Origin of the sequence: Dehalobacter sp., assembly GCA_023667845.1 — a bacterium.
GTDB lineage: Bacteria > Bacillota > Desulfitobacteriia > Desulfitobacteriales > Syntrophobotulaceae > Dehalobacter.
On record JAMPIU010000051.1, the window covers coordinates 26,079 to 41,749 of the forward strand.

Here is a 15,671-nt window from a genome sequence, read left to right on the forward strand (position 1 = left end):
CATTTATTGACAGATTTCGTGTATTTTACTATAATTGAATCAAAATCATACGATCCATTGGCAAACCTGTTGAAAAGCAGGGACGCAAAGCTACGAGTCTAAGTGCTGAAGCATATTGACAGTCGGGTTGCACACAGAAGATGAAGACCGCGGCTGCTTTGGCCGCGATTTTTTTTTCTGAGGAGGGGATTTAATGTGACAGCGGATTCGATCATCGCTGGGAGTATTTCGATTACCTTGGTCTTGTTGATATCTTACGGCTTTTTATATTTCTCCGAAAAAAAGCACTATTTCCTGGCATGGAGCCTTTCTATTGTAATGATGATGGTTACCTACCTTTCCAGAATTGCATTGCTGGAAACCGGCAGCCAGTCCCCGGTGCTTCTAATTATCAACTATGCCTCTTCAATCGCAGGCTACTGGTTGGTGTTCAAGGGTACGCAGCTATTTTTTAAGAAAAGCTATCCGGTGTTCTGGGATATCAGCGCAGGCTTTTTGATCCTTACTTTTATATGTATTACGGTCCAGGGACTCCCGACAACCGCTCTTTTCCTTCTGTCCATTGCCTGCATTATCGCACTATTATCCAAAGCAGCTATTACATGCTTAAAAGCAAAAACACCGCAAGGCCCGATCAGAATAATGCTTGGCTATACCTATATTTTTTGGGCCTTAGCGATTTTATTCTACCCGCTGTGCAAATTACTGAAGGTCATTGCATTACCTATCGGCTATTTAGTTGCCGGTGTCGTTGGTCTGCTTGCTTATCTCAATATGCAGGCCCTGTACTTCCAAAGCATCCGGGAAGAGCTCGAAAGCAAAGAAGCTAATATCAGGAAACTTGTCATTCATGACAAATTAACCGGTGCCTACTGCCGTGCTTATTTTGAGAATACGTTGGAAAATTTCTTAGATAAAGCCCTCATGCCTGCAACATTGGCCATGGGGGATTTTAATGGTCTGAAACTGATCAACGACACCTTTGGTCATGAAAAAGGGGACGAATTGCTTGCTGACGGAGTCAGAATCATGCAAGAGACGATTGGCACTGAGAATGTGATTATCCGATGGGGCGGGGATGAGTTTATCATTATCATGCCTGGTGTACCGCTTGATCAGGCCGGCGTGCTTTTAAACAGTGTCAAGAGCAATTTGAAAATATCCCGCTCGCAAACGGTACCCATAGATATTTCATTTGGCCTGACGCTTTATGAGGACAGGGAACAGCCCCTGGCAAAAATGATCAGTCAGGCTGAGGAAAAAATGTATAGCAACAAACTGAATGAAAGCAAGAAAACCCGTCTCTCCATCATCGAGTTCCTGGAAAAACTGCTCTGGGAAAAAGATTATCAGACGGAAGCCCATGTCATGAGGCTGAAAAGTCTTGTCAGTAAATTTGGCAGTCAGATCGGCTTATCTGCAAGGGAAATCGTCGAACTGGTCCAGGTTGCGATGCTGCATGATATTGGCAAGATTGGCGTTCCGGGGGAAATCTTAAAAAAGCAAGGTGACTTGACCCCGGAAGAATGGAGCATCATGAAAAAACATTCTGAAATCGGCTATCGGATTACGCAGTCTTCCAGGGAATTAGCGCATGTCTCGGAAGCCGTTCTCGGTCATCATGAATGGTGGAATGGGAAAGGTTACCCGCAGGGGCTGAAAGAAGATGAAATTCCGCTGTTCTCGAGGATTGTATCGATTGTGGATTCCTACGATGTGATCACGCATGAAAGGCCTTATAAACGGGCCATGGATCCCTATAGTGCACTTGTTGAAATCAATAAGTGCGCCGGCAAACAATTCGATCCGTATTTGGTCACTGTTTTTAACAAGATTATGCAGGAATCCCTTGTTGTAAATGATCGGTAGCCGTACAAAGAAAATATATAACATATTGAACATTAAAGGATATAAGAGGACATAATAAGATAAAAAAAGAATTGCATAATGGATAAGGAAAATAGAGAGCAGGAATATTTAGAAAGGAAAAGATAATAGCAGTTATTTTGATCTTACTAAAGATATTTTAGATAAATGATAGCGTATGTATATAACGTTTACCAAAAAAATTATTTGGAGGAAAACAACATGATTTTAACGACGACACCGTCCGTAGAAGGACGCAGGATCACCGAATACTATGGGGTGATTACCGGAGAAGCCATTATGGGGGCTAATATTGTCCGCGATATTTTTGCGAGTATCACCGATGTGATCGGCGGCCGTTCCGGGACGTATGAAGGGAAACTGCAGGAAGCCCGCAATATTGCGTTGAGAGAAATGGAAGACCGGGCGTTCCAGATGGGCGCCAACGCCGTAGTCGGCATCGACCTGGATTATGAAGTTATCGGAGCCAACGGCAGTATGCTGATGGTCAGCGCTTCCGGAACCGCCGTAAGAGTGGAATAGTTCCCAGGAGATTCCAAAGATACCCGCAAGTCTCGTACAAGCGGGTATCTTTTTACCAGGTTAAGAGTATTTTTTATAGATGAAAAAGATGCAAGCAAGATAAAAATAGGGGCAGTGATAGATGAACGCTAAAGATGATGAGAAAAAGAAATGTCTAATCATTCATGGGTTTGGTGGCGGGGTACACGAAGTGAAGCCTTTGGCCGAATATTTGACTGCTCTTGGTTATGATGTTATTTGTCCTATATTAAAAGGCCATTCAACAACCAGACATGAAATGGAAAAAGCAACTTACATGGACTGGATAGATTCTGCTGAACGTGAACTTTTAAGATTAAAAGAAATTGGGGATGAAATTCTGCTGATAGGGTTCTCCATGGGAGGGCTGATTGCATTTAATCTTGCTTGTAAACATGATATTAAGGCCATTGTGACAATCAATACTCCTATCTTTTATTGGAATATATACCAAGTGTTTCGTAATATTGCGGATGACATCAAGAACAAGAAGCCTAATCATATCAAGAGATATTTACAAGCAAAAAAGATCTCACCATTTTTAGCTATGATTCAATTCTTGTTATTATTGCACCAAACAAAGCCAAAATTAAAGAAAATAAACTGTCCTATCCTAATTATTCAGGCTGAAGATGATGATACTGTAAGAAGAAAGAGTGTGGATTATATCAATAAACATGTGTCTTCGGACAGAAAAAAGATTCGTTATTTCCCCAAAGGTGGTCATTTGATCCTTCTAAGTCCGACGGCGGAACAGGTGATGCTATGTGTTGAAGATTTTTTACAAATGTGATTGCAAAATGGTCCTATGATGCACTTTTCTTATAACCATTAAATAAATAATAGCGGAACAGTAGTCCTAGCGTAATCCCAAACACAATTGAACCGATCATTTCTGAATAATAATCATTGATAGGTCTATGCGGAATAAGGTTACGCCCTTCAATAAGCCACATGAAAATGACTTCTAATGTTAACCAGTTTAATAAACTAATGCCGATACTTTTGAATATAAAATAGTCATGATCTAAGAATTTAAGTGCGTAGTAAAAAACAAGAGATAATACACAACCTAATAGGATGGAGTATATCGCTCCGAGAATAACATTAGGCCTGTCCAGTGTTATCATAAAGCTAGTGAGCTGATATACACTATACTTGGCAAATCCAAAAGTCATTAGGACCCTTGTAACGATTTCATAGGGAATCGTGGATAAAGCTCCTAAGAGCATAGCTAAAGTTGGTTTATCGTATTTCATCGTTCGCACTACCTCTATACATAAATGTTTGAGATTAGTATTCCCAATATAAACAATTTTACAAGTATTTTCTGCAATATGCAGTTGTTGATTACATGTTAGATGATCCGGAAAAAGAAGAAACCCTAAAGTACCGGCATCTTATTATATTTCAAAAAGGTAACGGCTATGTGGTTGCGAAAATTGATCCTATGATGAGTTTTAAATGAATGATGGAGGCCCATGCCCGCTGCAAACGGGGCAGGGCTTTTATTTTTGTACTGTTATGGATCAATTATAAACTTCGACAAAACATCCTAATATTCGATAAAGGAATATGGCGCTATTTGAAGAATTTTCCTTATAATTGATCAAGCTGAAGGGAATTCATCAAAACGAATGGAAACTTTAATAGGACTACTTTCAGTAAGACAAATGGTAACTTTTTTATTATGAAAGGGGTTTTTTTAGATGAACTATGAAGGTATTGCTAATTTGGTTCATAAATGTGTCAAAAATCCCAAATTGCTAACCCAGGCTGACCATCAGGGTGAGAAGACCGCAAAACCCATTGAGTTTTGTGTTATTCAGAATGTTTTTTCCCGGTGTGAAGTATCCGGGGGTATTGTCTCAATTGAAGTAAGCCCTCTTATTCAGTGGTCATAGAATAAATGAATTTTCAGCTTGATCAAAACATCTTTGCAGAAATTGATAGGATTATGGAAGCAACAAAACTTAGTGCTGAAATGTGTCAAATGATTCAAAATTCGTTGAATGCAGACAGTAGTACGGGTGAATTATTTAAATGGGCCTATTTAGCCACTATGAGTTGCGAGTGTACAGGAGGAAAGCCAGAAACTGCGCTGCCGGGAGCAATTGCGATGGAGTTTTTTGCCTTGGCAGCGGATATTTTTGACGATATTCAAGATCAGGATCATGATGACCTGCCCTGGCGAAAAATTTCGGAAGCGAAAGCCATAAGCCTGGCAAATTGTCTTTTAATGTTAAGCGATGAGGCAATTAGCGAAATTCAGGATGACAGGATTTATAGAGAAATCAGTAAGACTATACACCGCGCTGGGGTAATTGCCAGTGATGGTCAGTTTAGGGAGTTCCTTTATGCTGATTGTGATCAGATTTCTCTTGAGCAATACTTTGAAATAGTTAAGCGAAAGTCAGGAAGTTTAACTTCCTGTGCGTGTGAAATAGGAGCGATCCTGGGAGGGGCTTCGGATTCTATTAAAGAGTTGTTAGCAGAGTTTGGCCAAAACTTTGGGATCATGAACCAAATCCGCAACGATTTAAATGACTTTCTGGATTTTCAGAAAAAACATGATTTTACAAATAATATAAAGACCTTACCCTATGTTTACCTTTTACACACAGTAAAAGAAGTGGGTCAGTTCCATCTGCGAAAAAAGGGAAAAGGCTACCGGTCGCAACAATTATTGGATAATGAAAAAGAATTGCTGAAAAGAACTTCTGACGAAGAAGGGGTTAGTCAATATTGTACCGTCATGTTTGAAATTTATCGCCATATTGCTGATGAAATCCTTGAAAGGCTTCCCGTTCCAGAAAAACAAAAGGAGAAGATGAAAAAACTTGTGGGAGAAATTTTTTAATCGGCATATCTATTATTTGGCAAGTGTGATTTTCATTGTGCTAGGATTTGTTTACTTTGTTGCTTGTCTGGATCGGCCATATATAGGTGTTGATCTAAAAAACGTAAACAGCCACTGGCTGGTGGTAACATGCGATTCTATTGGCGAAGCATATCAATCCGGGATAGAGTTGGGGGATGAAATCCTCAAAATTGACGGTAAAGATCCTAGTAAAAACCTCATTGTTCAAAAATGGAACCTACTAGAAGATGCTACAACAATCGAATTCCTCAGTCCGGGACAAATAACTTCCAAAGTAATTACTATACATAAACAAATTGATTTGTTTACAGCATTGAGTGAAATCCCGTTAATCGTATTAGGGTTTACGTTTTGGCTATTGGGTTTTTTAACTTGGTACAAGCGACCTTTTTTAAAACAAGCTCGTACTTTATTTTGGATGCTTTGGTTATTTGCCTTAGCAATTATTTTAACTCGGGCTTCAGGCCGTTGTTTGCTTTTGGCCAAAGAATTGGAGTTTGTCACGTTTTCATTAGCACCTGTTTATCTTATTCGTTTTTTTTCGGTTTTTCCTGCTGATCAATCAAGAAAGATCAATAAATATGGCCAATTATTTACAATAATTATTTTTACAGTCATAACAATTTTGACAATTATGCAATTTTCAGGTCTTGTCCAATTAGGAAGGTTAATAAGAAATTTGTCATTATCGAATATGCTTATAGGCATTTTTATTTCGATATGGAACTTAAGTCAGATAATAAAGTTCCCAAAAGAACGGCCGGAAAAGAATGAAGCTAGTATTACTTTGTTAGGAATGATTATTGGTTTTTTACCTAACGTATTATTTGTTGCTGTTCCCTTATTTTTCACTTTAAATATAAGGGTATATACCGAATTAAGTTTTCTATTTGTCGCCGCTATTCCTATTTCACTCTATTATGTTATTACAAATAAATATTTACCGGATAGTCGAAGGTTGTATGAAATCATTATTACAAATTCTTTAGCCGGGATAATCATTAGTTTCCTCACGTATTTTATCCTATACAAAATCAAATTTATTCAATCCATGAACTTCGAGCTTTATTTAGCTGTATTTATTTTATCAATATTATTTATTATTTGTTTTTATTTAATACGAACAGCAATAAGTAAAATATTTAATAATATGAGTCAAAGCAAATTTAGTGTTAAACAAAGAACCATTCAACTAGAAGAAAATGCTACATTACTGTTAGCAAAAGATCAACTCTTCAAAGATCTGATTCAAAATTTAGGGATTGACGGGGCTTTTATTATTGTAGAAAACGAACAGACAGGCTGTTTTGAAAAGTCATTTGGCCGGTTTAAGAATAATTGTAAAGAACAGTCAAAGTTAGAAGAGTATTTTCGTCAAAATCAAAAGCTGGATCTTGAAGCAGAGTTTCTTCCAGAGGAGTTTCCGGCCGAAATTTTTGTACCGTTTAGTTCTCATAATTCTCGCTGCGGAATCTTTTTTGGACACCGCTATTCACATGTCAAATTTGATAAGTCCGAATTGCCTTTTCTGACGTTACTTGCCGGTCAGTTAGCTTATCAGGTACTGATGCAGCTCGTTGTTGTTGATCTGACTAAAGAAATTAATTACCTGAACAAAACGTTCTCGAACTCTCATAGAAGAAACCGGGAACTTCAGCATATTACCAATTCCTTAATCCGAATGATTGAACGAGGTAAAGGAAGCCTGGCCAAAGAAATATTGGATGGCCCGGTACAGAGCGCCCTGGATATCAGCCGCTGGCTTAAACTACTGGAAAAGGAAAATCTGGACGATGATACGTCCCAACAGGCAATTTCGCGGATGAGGGATCTGATTAATGATCTAAATTATGATCTGAATCAAACAATTCACCATTTGCGTCCGTCGGTTTTAGCGGATTTGGGTTTAGTTCCTGCCATACAGTCGCTATCCCAGGATATTATGCTGAAGGAACCAAGTTTCATTCTACTGGAAACAGAAGGAATCGGGTTGGATGACCGTTTTGCGGAAGATATTGAAATCACCGCTTACCGCTTTATACAAAAAGGAATATTCAATTCCCTGCGTTATTCGGGTTCGAAGAAGCAGACAGTCCGTATTGAATTAAGCGGAGAAAAATTGGAATTAACGGTGAAGGATAATGGACAAGGTTTCGACCCCGATCAACTTGAAAAAGGATTATTAGGCGGGGCACATTACGGCTTGGCAATCATGAAAGAACGCATTGAGAGCCTGGGGGGGCAGATGCTGATTGATTCCGGCTTTGAGCGTGGAACAATACTTCAAGCAACAATACCGGTATATTAAGATGCAATTGAAGTTAGGTGGGTTAAATGAACGTTAAAGTTTTAATCGTCGACAGTCACGGGCCGTTTACGGAAAATACCATAGTTCTTTTTTCCATGGAGCCGCAAATCGAAATCGTGGGAATTTTGAAAAACGGGGGAGAATGCCTTGATTTTGTCCATCAATCTCCGCCTGATGTTGTATTGCTGGATATCCATCTGAATGATGGCAACGGAATCTCTTTAATCGAACAAATCCAACGAATTGTGCCCACGATAAAAATCATTTTGATGACTGAATGTAATCAGGAAGGGTATGTCATTGCAGCGAAGAGTAAAGGGGCTCAGGGGGTAATCTTAAAGGATACGTATATCCGGGAAATGGTTCAAGTCATTCTAAGGGTCATGGACGGCGGTTCTTACTTTTATCAAAGTCCTTTAGCTTTTCCCAAAAAACAAATAGACATCGATGATATGCACTTTCCAGTTAAGCCTGTGGAAATTCTGGAAAAAATACTAACGCCTGAAGAAAAAGAAATCATGAGATTATTGACCAAGAGGTTGTCCAACAAGGAGATAGCTTCCATTTTAGGCGTGTCGGTTCGTGTTCTTAGTGAGCGAATCAATATCATCCTTCTGAAATTTGGCGTGAATACCAAGTTAGAGGCTGTTTTAACTTGGCCTTTTGTCGAGACTTAAGTTCACCGTTTTCCAGTACCAATGTGGGTTCATGCCCGTCGCAGACGAGGCAGGACTTTTTATTTTTGTTTTTTAACAATTTATTTTAGAAGCCAAGAAAATTTATATTTACATGATGAAAAATAATACGTATGATAAAGCCGATATGTTTTGTTGAGAAATGTACAGGTACGTATTTTGAGAACGACAGGGGAAAGCTAAAAAATATGAAATTAAACATTACACGACAGTTCCTGGTAGCCATCATTGGCATATTTTTGCTGGCAGTTGTCCTAACCGCTGGAAAATTATTTTTTCAAGTCAATGTCATTAAATTCCATATCCCGAATCACTTATACAATCAGGACACTATTTTTTCTTGCCGTGATTATTTAGAAAAGATAGGAGCTATTGTTACCTTGGATGAAAAAGCCCAAGAAATTACAATTCAAACAGGCTTGGATAGCTATTATCTTGAAATCAAGACTGATTCTGTGCAGGGAATCCCAATCTATGTCGATAACGTGTATATTGGCAAAACACCGGTTAAAAAAAGGCTTTCAGCAGGAAAATATGTGGTTGTGGCGAAAAATTCCGGACATGTGAGCACAATACGCTATTTAACACTTAAACCAGAAATTGCTTCGGTTAAACAGATCATATTGCCGGTGGATCAAAAAAACTATGAAGAATTTCTAGATGAAATTATCTTGTTTGGCTACAAACCTATAAGGGTTATGGATTACTATAACCATGCTCCAATTACCAAGAAGACTATTGTTTTAAGGCATGATGTGGATGTATCCGCTGAGGATGCCTTAGCTATGGCAAAAATTGAACATCTCAGAGGAGTCAAAAGTACCTATTATTTTCGTTGGTGCACCGCTGATCCTGAGGTCCTCAAAGAAGTAAGGGCGCTGGGACATGAAGTTGGACTGCATTACGAGACTTTGGCAGATTATTCTCTGCAATATCATCTCAAATCTGCGCAGGATATTACATCAGATGTCAAACAAGAATTGCGAAGACGGTTAAAGACAGAGATTGTCCATTTCCGACAACAGTATGGAGAAATATATACCATTGCTTCCCATGGTGCAAAAGAGAATATAAGGCTTGGTGTTACGAATTATCAGGCAATTATGGCCGGAGAAAATCCGTATGACTATAATATTATCGGCACTGCCTATGGACCCATAACGCAACGCTTCACGTATATGAGCGATTCAGGCGGTATTTGGGAGCCGTTTCCTTACCCGAAACTTGAAAGTAACGCCGGCCCATTTTATATCTTGATTCATCCCATCCACTGGGCTTCCGGTTTAAGTCGATAAACATTTAGCCTAACAGGTATGCTCTCAAAAGGTCTCAAAATTTTTTTCAAGATTTCTTTGTACATTTTTCTGCTCTAAAAAATACTTTTAATAGTTATTAGTTATTTAGGTAAATAATGGTATGATATAGTATAACGGCCGAATCACTTTCATATAGAGGATTATGTAAGAATCTAATCAGCTGTGAGGTGAAAGGAGATAAAAAGTGAAAAAATACGCAAAACGATATCTTTTTGTACTGTTGACTTTAATCTTATGTCTGGGTTCATTTGTCCCTGAGGCTTTAGCATCTACGATTTCGACCCACCGTATTTTCGGGGATACACGATATACCACTGCCGCTAATATTGCCAAAGAAGGTTGGTCCGGCGGCTCACAGTGGGCGATTATCGCCTGCGGAAGCAATTTTCCTGATGCTTTGGCGTCAACCCCTCTGGCAACAAAATATAATGCTCCGATCTTATTGACGGAAAAAGATAGTCTAACGGAGGTTACGAAGTCCACGCTGACTACACTCGGCATAAAGAATGTCTATATTGTCGGTGGAACAAGTGTCGTTTCTACGACAGTTGAAACACAGCTGAAGTCTATGGGAATCTCAGTTACCCGATTGTTCGGAAGCGACAGATACAATACTTCAGTTGAGATTGCTCAGCGTATCGGAAATACTTCCGGGAAGCTTGTCGTTGCTCCCGGGGGTGATTATCCAAATGCGCTTTCGGTTTCATCCTACGCCGGTAAAAAACAAATTCCCATTATCCTGGCCGATAAAAGTACGATCAGCGATAGTCTGAAACAATATTTAGCAAACAACAGTATTCAACAAACCTATGTGATAGGCAATACGACAGAGATCAGTGATTCAATCGTTAACGCGCTTCCAAACCCGACACGCATTCAAAGCTCCGACCGCTATGCAACCAATCTGGCGGTATTGGAAGCCTTCGAATCCGATTACGTTTTCAGCAATACCTTTTTAGCAACCGGGAATAATTTTGCCGATGCGCTTGCTGGATCAGCTTATGCGGCCAAGCTGGGGGCTCCGATCATCCTGACCGGAAAGACGCCGGACAGCCGTATTAATACGTATTTTACGGCAATCAGTACGAGCGTTGCCCAACTCAATATTTTGGGTGGGGAAGCCGCTATAGCAACCACTCTGGTCAATGGTTATCTGGGGATTGAAACAACGGGAACACTGACTGCCAAAGAGATCTTCACCAAGGTAAGCCCTTCCGTCGTCTATATCGAGACCTATGACAGCAGCGGGAATGCCCTGGGGTCCGGCAGCGGGTTTATCGTGGATTCCAGCGGCAAAGTCGCGACGAACTACCATGTGATTGAAGGCTCGTACAGTGCTAAAGTAAAGACTGCTGCAGGGACATCCTATGATGTCCAAAAGGTCTTAAGCTATAACGAAACAACCGATCTGGCAATACTTAAAATAAGCGGGGCAGGACTGACTGCAGTTTCCCTTGGTGATTCCAGCCTGATTGAAACGGGGGACAATATTTATGCAATCGGCAACCCGTTTGGATTAGAAAATACCTTATCTAACGGTTTAATCAGCACAAAATCCAGAGATATTAATGGAACGGCCTATATTCAGATTTCTGCCCCGATCAGTTCCGGCTCAAGCGGTGGTGCGCTGGTGGATGAGCAGGGAAAAGTCATTGGTATCACAGCGGCCGTATATTATGGGGGCCAGAACTTAAACTTTGCAGTTCCGATTAACCTGTTAAGACCAATGCTCTCGGAGAATATTAATAAAACACTGCCGGAAATTCTCCCGGCCATTTACAGTGTCTTTTCCAATATGGCTTCTTATATTCAGAATGCCTACGGCACAAATGTAATTGCAGGTCAAACGATCAAATATGATATTGTCGTGACTGCCTACCAGGGTAATACCGATACTTCCCATGACGGAAGCGCATTTATCGTATTTACGGTTACTTCTGAGACAGATGCTGCCGAATCAGACGTACTGGATAATCATTACAGTTCTTATCTTGTATGGCTGGAGGCTATGTTGAATGATCTCCAAGCAAGATACGGTACGAATGCGTTTAGCGGTGGAATGTACTACGGAGATAAATTTTATATTATATTCGATAATTGGGACGGGTCTGTTCAATACTGGTATTAAGGGATTTGTTAAGGGCTTTTCAATCCTGCCAAGTCGTGCTAATCTTACCCATAGAGAATGAATCGGAAGGTGGGTGGTTTCATGGGGCTTGGCAGGGTGCGTTTTATCGATGATTCAGTGGAACTGCCGAAGATCACGGGAAAAATGCTGGGCAGGATCTTTCGCTATTTTCTTCCGTACTGGAAACAAACCATCGTGATCATCCTGTCCCTGGTCATTTCAGCGCTGCTTGGACTCGTACCGCCCTTAGCGACCCGGAGTATTTTAGATGAGGCTTTGCCTCAGCACGATATGAAGTACCTGACGATTCTGATGGTGGTTGCCATCGGGGCAGCTATCTTAAGCGGTTTGCTGATGGTCGGACAGAATTATCTCAAAACCTTGATTGCCCGGAATATCATCTATAAAATGAAAAACCAGATGTTTGAGCATATCCAGCATATGTCCCTGCGTTTTTTCTCGGCGGTCAAACCGGGTGAAATCATCACGCGGATGAACAGCGATATCAATGGCGTCCAGGAAATGCTGAACAGCACGATCATCAATACGCTTAATAGTACCCTGACGCTTGTCACCACAGCAGCGGCGCTGATCTCCATGAACTGGAAGCTGGCGATTGTCGGCATCGTGATCGTTCCGCTTTTTGTCATACCGACGCGCAAGGTCGGTAAAGTCAGATGGAAGATTGTATCCCAGACTCAGGCCAAGGTCGATGAACTGAACCAGATTTTACAGGAGACGTTCGGCATCAGCGGTTCGATCTTGATGAAAATTTTTACCAAAGAAAAAGCGGATTATGCCAAATTCGAAAAAGTCAACCGGGAAGAATCCCGTCTGCGGATGAAAGAGTCTTTAGCCGGACAATGGTTTACGATGACCATCAGCATTTTTACCTTTATCGGGCCGATGTTTATCTATTTTTTTGGCGGTTACCTCTATATGCAGAGGGAAATCACCGTCGGGGAAATTGTGGCTTTTGTAGCGCTGCTGACCAGGCTTTATACCCCTGCAGCCCAGCTGTCAAATATCCATATCAATGTTGTCCGTTCGTTCGCTTTGTTTCAGCGGATTTTCGATTATTTTGACCAGCCGCTCGAGATTGTGGACCGTGATAAAGCGAAAACCATCGTTTCGGCTGTCGGTCAAGTTGATTTTGAACACGTTTCCTTTTCGTATGACCATAAAATACCTGTTCTCCGGGATATCAGCTTCTCCGTTACCCCCGGAACCATGGTCGCACTGGTCGGGCCGAGCGGGGCAGGTAAGACAACCATCACGAATCTGATCCCAAGACTGTACGATGTCATAGACGGCTGTGTCAAAATTGACGGAGAAGATATCAGGGACCTGACACTTCAGTCGCTGCGCAGACAAATCGGCATTGTGATGCAGGAGCCTTATTTATTTAATGATACAATTGAAGCAAATCTAAAATACGCCCGGGAGAATGCCACAGAAGAAGAAACGATGGAAGCCTGCAGGGCGGCCAATATTCACAATTTTATCATGATGCTGCCGGACAAATACCAGACCGTTGTCGGAAACAGGGGAATCAAGCTGTCAGGAGGGGAGAAGCAGCGGATCTCGATTGCCCGCGTCATCCTGAAGGATCCCCGGATCATTATCTTTGATGAAGCAACTTCTTCCCTGGATTCGGTGTCGGAGCTGTACATTCAAAAAGCAATGGTTCCGCTGCTGAGAGGGAAGACAAGCTTTATTATTGCCCACAGGCTTTCCACGGTACTGGCTGCCGACCAGATCCTTGTCGTAGAAAAAGGCCGGATCACGGAAGTGGGAAAACACGCGGACTTATTGTTACGGGACGGGATCTATAAAAAGCTGTATGATACACAGTTCAAGAACCAGACAATATAAAATAAAAATATCGCTATTATCTCATAATAGTAATCATTTTTTTAATTAACTCGTACAGAACAGTAAACCAACTATTTCGTTAACCGAAGAAATTGTACACGTGTACAATTTCTTAAAATTTAGAAATTTTGTCGTATCGAAGATTTACAACTGATCACTTGACAATGTTTTCTCAATCGCTGATGATTTTGATCGATACACTAAGGCATGTGCTGTGTTGATTCAGACATCCTGATATCTGCTGCTTATTCAGCTAAATTAAATAGATTCGTACTCAGATATTTTTCCCCGCGGTCGGCAAACAGGACCACAATCAATCCTTCCTCGATATCTTTGATGCATTCTAAAGCTGCAATCATTGCGGCTCCGCTGCTCATGCCGACAAAGATGCCTTCCTGGAGAACGATGGCTCTGGCCATGGCAAAGGCGGCTTCAGATTCGATCATGACTGTCCGGTCTATCTTGCTGGGATCATAGATTTCCGGTACGATAGCTTCTTCCATGTTTTTAAGACCCTGAATATAATGGCCTTTTTCAGGGTGGGCTTCAATAATTTGAACCGCAGGATTTTTGTCCTTCAGACCCATGCCAACGCCCATGAGCGTCCCAGAGGTACCGAGTGCGGAAACGTAGTGAGTGACTTTTCCGTCGGTTTCCTCCCATATTTCATGCGCAGTCGTATAATAATGGGCGAGCTTATTGTATTCGTTTGAGAATTGGTTCGGCATGAAATATTTCTCTGGATACATCCTGCAGAGCTCATGCGCTCTGCGGATCGCTCCATCAGTTCCCTCGGATGGGTCGGTCAGGATTGTCCTAGCACCAAAAGCTTCAATCATTTTGCGGCGCTCCACGGATACGGCTTCGCTCATCACAATTTCTACCTTATATCCTTTGACTGTGCCGATCATGGCGAGGCCAATCCCTGTGTTTCCGGAAGTCGGCTCAATAATGGTCTTGCCGGGGACAAGCGAGCCGCACGCTTCGGCTTGCTCAATCATTTTTAAGGCAATGCGGTCTTTGATGCTTCCAGTCGGATTAAAACCCTCCAGCTTTGCGTACAGCGCAACGTGCGGCTTCGGATTTAATCTGTTAATCCGGACCAGCGGAGTATGTCCAATGGTCTCAAGAATATTATCGTACACAGGCATCATCCTTTCCAAACATTCAATACTATGAATACTATACACCATCTTTGTTGGCAGGGAAATCCTGCTAACCTTTGTTTTTGGCGATGCTTAACATTTTAAATTGTCTGAATTTCTGGTGAGATCTTGATTTTTGAAAGGAATGTGATAATATTTAGCGAATAAGAATATTTATGGTTGTATTTTATGGTTGTATCTTCGTTATTGATTTTAAAGAAGTCTCGGCTGGTGGCTGATATATAAATGAAGAAATACAAGCTTTATGCAAATGATAATGTTTTGAATGATTATTAATAACAAAGGAGAGATTCATATGGCCACATATTTTGATGAACCGTCCCATACTTTTGGAGAATATTTATTAGTACCCGGGTATTCTTCGGCAGACTGTACCCCGACAAATGTAAGTCTGAAGACTCCCGTTGTAAAATACAAAAAAGGTGAGGAATCTTCCATTAATATGAATATTCCTCTGGTATCGGCAATCATGCAGTCTGTTTCGGACGATAAAATGGCAATCGCTCTGGCAAGAGAAGGCGGCATTTCGTTTATTTATTGTTCTCAGCCGATTGATACCCAGGCCCAGATGATTGCGCGGGTCAAAAACTATAAGGCAGGTTTTGTGACCAGTGATTCCAATATAACCCCGGACAGCACGCTGGCGAACATCTTGGCCCTGAAAGCCAAAACGGACCATTCTACAGTGGCTGTGACCTCGGACGGCACAGCTACAGGTAAGCTGCTGGGTCTTGTTACGACCAGAGATTACCGTGTCAGCAGAATGTCCAAAGATACGAAAGTCAAAGAATTCATGACAAAGTTTGAGGATCTGATCTGCGGAAGTGATCAGATCACCCTGAGTGAAGCCAACGATATTATTTGGGACCATAAGC

General features: G+C 41.1%; 13 protein-coding genes and 1 riboswitch. Of the genes, 11 read left to right on the plus strand and 2 right to left on the minus strand.

Features of this window, described 5'->3' with window-relative positions; genetic code table 11:
• Positions 1-49 precede the first annotated feature (49 nt).
• A riboswitch (cyclic di-GMP riboswitch) is annotated at positions 50-135 on the plus strand.
• A gap of 60 nt (positions 136-195) precedes the next feature.
• From NC238_03510 to NC238_03520, 3 genes are all read left to right on the plus strand, one after another.
• Entirely contained in the window at positions 196-1,869 is a 1,674-nt protein-coding gene (locus NC238_03510; GenBank protein MCM1565024.1) for a diguanylate cyclase, read from the plus strand.
• 219 nt (positions 1,870-2,088) lie between these two features.
• A complete protein-coding gene (locus NC238_03515; protein MCM1565025.1) occupies positions 2,089-2,409 on the plus strand; it encodes a heavy metal-binding domain-containing protein in 321 nt (106 codons plus the stop codon).
• A 121-nt stretch (positions 2,410-2,530) separates the two neighbouring features.
• A complete protein-coding gene (locus NC238_03520) occupies positions 2,531-3,220 on the plus strand; it encodes an alpha/beta fold hydrolase (GenBank protein MCM1565026.1) in 690 nt (229 codons plus the stop codon).
• 13 nt (positions 3,221-3,233) lie between these two features.
• Here the strand turns inward: NC238_03520 and NC238_03525 are convergent, their stop codons facing one another.
• Positions 3,234-3,686, minus strand: a complete 453-nt coding sequence (locus NC238_03525; GenBank protein ID MCM1565027.1) for a hypothetical protein — start codon at positions 3,684-3,686, stop codon at positions 3,234-3,236.
• A 450-nt stretch (positions 3,687-4,136) separates the two neighbouring features.
• On the opposite strand from NC238_03525, the gene NC238_03530 reads away from it, so the two are divergent.
• From NC238_03530 to NC238_03560, 7 genes are all read left to right on the plus strand, one after another.
• Complete coding sequence (locus tag NC238_03530) at positions 4,137-4,331, plus strand: hypothetical protein (protein MCM1565028.1); 195 nt, start codon at positions 4,137-4,139, stop codon at positions 4,329-4,331.
• 5 nt (positions 4,332-4,336) lie between these two features.
• Entirely contained in the window at positions 4,337-5,287 is a 951-nt protein-coding gene (locus NC238_03535; GenBank protein ID MCM1565029.1) for a polyprenyl synthetase family protein, read from the plus strand.
• Positions 5,268-7,616, plus strand: a complete 2,349-nt coding sequence (locus tag NC238_03540) for an ATP-binding protein (GenBank protein ID MCM1565030.1) — start codon at positions 5,268-5,270, stop codon at positions 7,614-7,616. Before NC238_03535 ends, NC238_03540 begins: the two co-directional genes overlap by 20 nt.
• Positions 7,617-7,642: 26 nt before the next feature.
• A complete protein-coding gene (locus NC238_03545) occupies positions 7,643-8,293 on the plus strand; it encodes a response regulator transcription factor (protein MCM1565031.1) in 651 nt (216 codons plus the stop codon).
• Positions 8,294-8,499: 206 nt separating this feature from the next.
• Positions 8,500-9,606 (plus strand): PEGA domain-containing protein, encoded by a 1,107-nt coding sequence (locus NC238_03550; GenBank protein MCM1565032.1) that lies wholly within the window; start codon positions 8,500-8,502, stop codon positions 9,604-9,606.
• A 205-nt stretch (positions 9,607-9,811) separates the two neighbouring features.
• Positions 9,812-11,755, plus strand: a complete 1,944-nt coding sequence (locus NC238_03555) for a cell wall-binding repeat-containing protein (protein ID MCM1565033.1) — start codon at positions 9,812-9,814, stop codon at positions 11,753-11,755.
• A gap of 81 nt (positions 11,756-11,836) precedes the next feature.
• Positions 11,837-13,630, plus strand: coding sequence for an ABC transporter ATP-binding protein/permease (locus tag NC238_03560; protein ID MCM1565034.1), 1,794 nt, complete (start codon positions 11,837-11,839; stop codon positions 13,628-13,630).
• 245 nt (positions 13,631-13,875) lie between these two features.
• On the opposite strand, the gene NC238_03565 is transcribed toward NC238_03560, so the two are convergent.
• On the minus strand, positions 13,876-14,775 hold the full coding sequence (locus NC238_03565) for a cysteine synthase family protein (GenBank protein MCM1565035.1): 900 nt from the start codon (positions 14,773-14,775) through the stop codon (positions 13,876-13,878).
• Between the two features lie 316 nt (positions 14,776-15,091).
• Between NC238_03565 and NC238_03570 the strand changes: the two genes are divergently transcribed.
• A partial coding sequence (locus tag NC238_03570; protein ID MCM1565036.1) for an IMP dehydrogenase occupies positions 15,092-15,671 on the plus strand: 580 nt, incomplete at its 3' end.